The sequence below is a fragment of the Staphylococcus sp. HMSC057A08 genome (assembly GCF_001812925.1).
In the GTDB taxonomy this organism is placed as follows: Bacteria; Bacillota; Bacilli; order Staphylococcales; family Staphylococcaceae; genus Staphylococcus; species Staphylococcus hominis.
The window spans coordinates 1-5,916 of sequence record NZ_KV810868.1 but is presented as its reverse complement, the minus strand read 5'-3'; the positions used below and the strand labels follow the sequence as shown (position 1 = coordinate 5,916).

General features: G+C 25.3%; 7 protein-coding genes. All 7 read right to left on the bottom strand.

All coding sequences use genetic code 11. The features are described 5' to 3' along the window. Positions 1 to 119: 119 nt before the first annotated feature. Positions 120 to 1,184, bottom strand: a complete 1,065-nt coding sequence (gene icaC, locus HMPREF2881_RS10095) for a polysaccharide intercellular adhesin biosynthesis/export protein IcaC (protein ID WP_070653747.1) — start codon at positions 1,182 to 1,184, stop codon at positions 120 to 122. Then, complete coding sequence (gene icaB / locus HMPREF2881_RS10090; RefSeq protein ID WP_070653746.1) at positions 1,171 to 2,046, bottom strand: intercellular adhesin biosynthesis polysaccharide N-deacetylase; 876 nt, start codon at positions 2,044 to 2,046, stop codon at positions 1,171 to 1,173. Before icaB ends, icaC begins: the two co-directional genes overlap by 14 nt. Further along, positions 2,030 to 2,356, bottom strand: coding sequence for an intracellular adhesion protein IcaD (gene icaD, locus HMPREF2881_RS11560; RefSeq protein WP_083310081.1), 327 nt, complete (start codon positions 2,354 to 2,356; stop codon positions 2,030 to 2,032). The genes icaB and icaD overlap by 17 nt, the downstream gene beginning before the upstream one ends. Continuing rightward, positions 2,326 to 3,549 (bottom strand): poly-beta-1,6 N-acetyl-D-glucosamine synthase IcaA, encoded by a 1,224-nt coding sequence (gene icaA / locus HMPREF2881_RS10085; protein WP_070653745.1) that lies wholly within the window; start codon positions 3,547 to 3,549, stop codon positions 2,326 to 2,328. The genes icaD and icaA overlap by 31 nt, the downstream gene beginning before the upstream one ends. 122 nt (positions 3,550 to 3,671) lie before the next feature. After that, positions 3,672 to 4,703: a family 20 glycosylhydrolase gene (locus HMPREF2881_RS10080; protein ID WP_070653744.1), complete on the bottom strand. Its 1,032-nt coding sequence runs from the start codon at positions 4,701 to 4,703 to the stop codon at positions 3,672 to 3,674. 378 nt (positions 4,704 to 5,081) lie between these two features. Beyond that, positions 5,082 to 5,183: a type I toxin-antitoxin system Fst family toxin gene (locus HMPREF2881_RS11695; protein WP_141752629.1), complete on the bottom strand. Its 102-nt coding sequence runs from the start codon at positions 5,181 to 5,183 to the stop codon at positions 5,082 to 5,084. Positions 5,184 to 5,459: 276 nt separating this feature from the next. Next, a complete protein-coding gene (locus tag HMPREF2881_RS12095; protein WP_070653743.1) occupies positions 5,460 to 5,651 on the bottom strand; it encodes a hypothetical protein in 192 nt (63 codons plus the stop codon). Between the last annotated feature and the right edge of the window lie 265 nt (positions 5,652 to 5,916).

Below are 5,916 nucleotides of genomic sequence, written 5' to 3'. Positions count from 1 at the left end.
CTGAGAGATAGGCGACCTGTATATTATATCATCTCTTAATATGCGATAATAGTTAGCTTCCGATAAGTCATTTTATGTTTATTATTATTTGCTAAGCTTTAATATTAAATTTTTAAAATTTATTCTGTGAAATTAATTTTTAATTTATATGGTTGTTTCCCAATAATAAAACGACAAACATAAAATTCTCTTAAAATCATTCCAATACCAATACAAATACCTATAGTAGTAATTAAAGAAAGTATTATAAATATTAGAGTAGTATTTATAAATATTGAAGTATACTGATAGATATATTCTGTCATAATTGGATGCAATAAATAAATAAAAAATGAAAAAGCATTAATCATATTAACAACTCCAAAAATGAATTTTTTAAAGTGTATGAATAAGCTTAATAACATTAAAAACATAAATGTATGGTATAACATCAATGTTTCAGTATAACTAGTAACATTCCAATAATCATGTTTTCCAAAAGCAAAGACAAATATTAAAAAAGAAATAATTGAAAATACTAATATGACTATTGGAAATGCCTTTAAATATTCGATTATCTTATTGTAATTGTAACCTATATAACCTCCTAAAAAGAAAAAGAAAATCCAACCTAAAATAAATGTGTTGTCACTTAATGGATAGTATTTATGTAAATTTGATGTAAATGAATTATTATTATGTAGTAAATATAAAAATCCAAATTGTAAGAAAAAGGAAAACAATAACAAAATTTTACTGTTAAATAGTCTTGGTGAAATTTTATAAATAATATAACTTAAAATGAAATATTGAAGAATAACGATTATAAAATATCCATACCAATATCCTAAAAGTACATTTTGATATAATTGATGCCAAAAAGAATCTCCTAATTTTCTTGCTTCGCTATAACAATAAAAACTCCCCATGATTAGATAAGGTAAGAAAATGTATTTGAAGCGTGTTACTAAATAATTAATTTTTAATTCTGAATAATTTAATGTTGTTAAAAGTTGAGATAGAATAATGAAACATGGTGTTCCAAAAATAAATAAATTTTGAACATAATAAATTACTTTAAGTTGAGATATGTCATTTCCACTTATATCTCGCATATACTGTGTCAGTATATGTGTAAGTACAATCATAGTACAAAGAAATGCTCTAAGATAAATTAATTCTTTTTTTTTTCTAGTTTGTGTCATATTTAAAGCCGTCCCACTTTTTGATTAATTTATTAAAAGAATCTTTATTTGTTAATATTCTCGGAATATTATAATTATCATCTTTGTGACTTATTGCTTTATCTTCCAGTTTATAAGCATACTCAATGCCTTCGGATTTCAACACATTTATGATACGTTTATCGCCTTCACCATATGGATAAGCAATAGAGTTATTTTCTTTATTAAAATGTTTTTTAATGTATGTATTACTTTTTTTGATATCTTTTTTAAGTTGTCTATCACTTTTCTTTTTCATCATCGATGTATTATCTTTAGTAATAGCGTGCGTATCATCAGTGTGTGAACTGAAAGTCCAAATATTTGATCTTTTCATCTCTTTCAATTGTTTTTTAGAAATCATATTAAGATTATTAAAATCTTTATCCCCCACATGATTTGTAATTATAAATCCAGTAGCAGGTATATTATATTTTTTTAATATAGGATGAGCATTTTCATAAACGGATATATCCATATCATCAAAACTAATCCAAACACTTCTTTTAGGAAACTGCCCTTTACTTTTATATTCTTGTAATTCTCTTTCAGTTAAAAATCTAGCTTTATGTTTTTTTAACCACTTTATTTCTTTTTCAAATTCATCTTTTGTTACGCTATAGTCATAAATTTCTTTACTGTTAGAAATACTAAATAATATACTTTCAATCCAACTATCATCACGTACCCTGTGATAATTAAGTGCTAAAGCGCCCTCTTCATCATTATTATTTGATGTTTTCTTATTATTAGTTTCTTTAGCATAAATTGTTGCATTATTTACCATTAAAAAACTTATGATAAATATACCTAAAAGTTTAAAAAAATTAGAAAAGATCCCCATGATCAATGCCCTCTTTTTTATACGAAATTTTTCTGCTAATTAAAAAAAGTGAGAATATAAATATATCTAAGATTATAAATTTTAATGAAAGGTTAAATAATTTCACTATAGTATTTCTATCTATATTTAAAATAGTTCTAATAGTTAATAATAATTCATCATGTCTATTCAATAAAGAACCTATGATTAAAACACATGCACAGATAAAATACGACCAAAAAATAATGCTAATGATAAACGTTAATATTTCTCTTAAACAGTGTAGCAAAAAAAAATTATTCAATCTTTTCCTCTGTCTGGACTTGTCCATGTCGCAAATTCCCCTTTCTTTCTTCTAATTGCTTTAGGAAAAGCTAAACTAGACACAAGTGCATTGATAACCCAATATACTGTCGAATACCAGCTTAAATAAACAATAGTAAATATATTGATTTTTTCGTATTTGCTATCTGCAATTAATGCAATAGTAAATTGAACTGCATTTAAAAACGTTAAAATTAAGGCAGATAAAACGAGTAATGAAAGTTTATATTTTAAAAAATAATAATCTAATAGATTTGCATTAATTATATTGAAAATTAATACTAATAAGACACTATAAATCCATATCAACGAAAAGATTTGCTCAAATATTAAAAAATACATCGCCAAATTAAATGACTTCAATCCTTTTTTTAAGTCACGAATCACTACTTCTTGGCCTCCTTGAGCCCATCGTAAACGTTGCTTCCAAAGACCAGGAATCGTTTCAGGAACAAGCATTCTGCATAATGCTCTAGGTTCATATTTAATGTGTAATCCAGCTAGATGAAATTTCCAGGATATTGCAATATCTTCAGTAATCATATCGATATCCCATTTCCCAACTTTTTCAATTGCAGATTTTCTAAATAGAGTGAAAACTCCAGATATAGTATTAATTTTGCCAGTAAGAGCCTGAGTTCGTTTAATACTCCCGACCATACTTGCATATTCAATAGTCTGAATTTTACCTAAGATTGATTTTTTATTTCTAATCCTAGGATTTCCAGTTACAGCAGCTAGTTTAGGATTTTTCTTAAAATGCTCAATCATAAAATACGGTGCATTATCATCAATTAAAGTGTCAGCATCAATTCCCATAACATAGTCATATTTAGCATAATCAATACCTTTATTTAAAGCATTAGCTTTTCCATTATTGAATTCTAAATCAATAAATGTAAAATCAAGGTATTTTTGCAATTCATAAATTATTTTAGCTGAGTTGTCAGTGCTTCCATCATTAATGACAATAATTTGTTTGTTAGGAAAATCGAGAGCCAATAGATTTTTTATTGTAGCTTTAATTGTTTCTTCTTCGTTAAAGCAAGGTATCAGAAATGATATTCCCTCGTCCCCAATTTCTTTATTAGGTTTCTGTGTTAACCATAGTTCTGAAAAAAATATGTAAATTATTGTACCAACCATCCAAAAAAGAGACATGAATAGCGGATATATTATCAAAAAATTCAAAATTTCCAAAATTATACTCCTTTTATTTACTTAGTTGATAGTAAACGAAATTTTTAAAAAATTCAATAATATTTTTTTACTTTTAATTGTTGGGTTTAAAATTATAAAGTTAAAAAATAGCCCTAAATTTTTTAACTTTTAAAAAAAGTATTTATAAATATAAAGATATATTCTAATAATTTCTTTTGACTTAATTCTGATGAAAATTCTCCCCAAAAACTTAAAGATTTACCGTTTAACCTAGTGTTATAATTAGTCTTTTGATTTAAGAGTTTAGTATTAAAATCATTTATTCTGGTTTTTTTTATGAGGTTTTGAGATTGAATTATTTCTTCATGACTTTGGTTACGTGGAAAAATATATAGTGAGTTACTATTAAAATTTTCAACATTGTGATTTAGTTTAAAAAAATCTTTAGGATTTGGATCTTTTTTATATTTTTGTTTCCAATACATTATGGTTATATTGTGATTTAGTTTTTTAAGCCCATTTTTAGTAATAGAATCATTCCAAATTTTGGTTTCATAGTTTTGCGAATTAGCATAATTAGAAATCGTATTAATATATTTAATAAATGATTTTTGATTTGAACCACTTCCTGGTACTTCATCACCACCTAAAGAAATCTTCTGATTATTTTTATATTTACTCTGATAAAACATTGAACTAACTTCTTTTATCATGTCTTTCGAGAATTTTACTGCATGTCTATTATCATAAAAATCAATCGTACTCTCATCATAACTAGAAACAACTTTTTCATATCTCTTAAAATCATGCTTTCTTAATAATGTTAAGATTGCTTTGGAATGACTAGGTAAATCTAATTCAGGAATGACTTGTACATCTTTATCATTGGCATATTGGACAATAGATTTTAATTCTTTTTTTGTTAAATAGTACCTATTAGATTTATCTGACTCTTGTTTTAGTACTTTAGAGTAAATACTATAATTTTCATTATCAGAAAAATGTAATTGTAAATAATCACCATTGTAATCACTAATTTTTTTAATTATCTTTTTTATACTATTAGCAGAATAATGTTTTCTAGCAATATCTAATGTTACTCCTTTTTCAATTTCTGCTTTATTTAATTCTTTAGGTAAAAAAAATATTGAGATAATAATAACTAAAAATATACAGTATAACCTCTTTTTCATAACATTCTCCCTTTTTTCATATTCCTAACTATTTTAATATTCAACAAGAATATCTGTATTTTATGTTTCAAGTCCTCATTATTTTTTCATAATAAGAAAAAACTATATCTTAAAAAGATAATATATTTAATATTTTCAATTATGTTTTTCAACTTCATAAATCTTTGATAATGTCTAATATAGTCAATTTCTCTAATGAAATAGTATCTTTATTGAAAATCACTCACTAGTTAGTAATCGATAAACTATTTTGCATTTCTCTGCTAACCGGTGTTATAATTTTGTTAACGAAAATGATTAACAATTAATGCACCAATCCCCTCACTATTGCCGTAGTGAGGGGATTTTTTATGGTGTTAACTTATAGTCACCTATTAATTATTTGTTACGTTTATTAAGCCAATAAGTATAATACGCAACAGCATAGCCACTGATGACTGGTGCTATGATGTGAACAAAACGATTAACAAAATAATGCACCTCCTCTCTACGTCTAAATTTGACGCCTGAGAGATAGGCGATCATAATAGTATATCACTGTTATATATGAGTTACAGATGACTTCTAATAAGTAATCTTATGTCTAAATAACTATTTAAAAAATAATAACCGTAAGTTTGATTTTAATAAAATGCCTAACTTCTCCTAGCTTAGATATCTACTAGGGATAATTTGTTTGTTATTAACTCTCGAATTATGCATTATTTCTATATAGTATCAAGACAAGAAGAACTTCGTTTCAAATCCACCTAAATGTCATACTCTATTTTTAGTAATATTTATAGCCTTAACAACTAGATAAACCGCATTTATAAAAATCAAAATAGTGTATGGAATTAAAATATATAAATTTTCTGATTGAACTAAGAAAGTTAACCCAGCTAAAAATAAAATGTTCAAAACGGTAGACATAATAAAAGTTATATCTAACTCACCTTTTTTCTTCAAAATATTTCTTTCCTTTTTTTAAAATTTTACCCTAGTTATTTTATTCCAATTGCTTTATTGACGTTGAGCCTCGAAACCTTTAACAAACTCAAAAGTTATCGAATAGTCGGCTTAATAGCTCACGCTATGCTGACATTCGTTTCAATCTGTTTGATAAGTTAAAATCCTGTATATAATCGTGAATTTCAATGTTATCTTTAAAACAAAATCAATGTACCACATTTGTTTAAGTTTCTTATTACTAAAGAATGAACTTTGTATCATT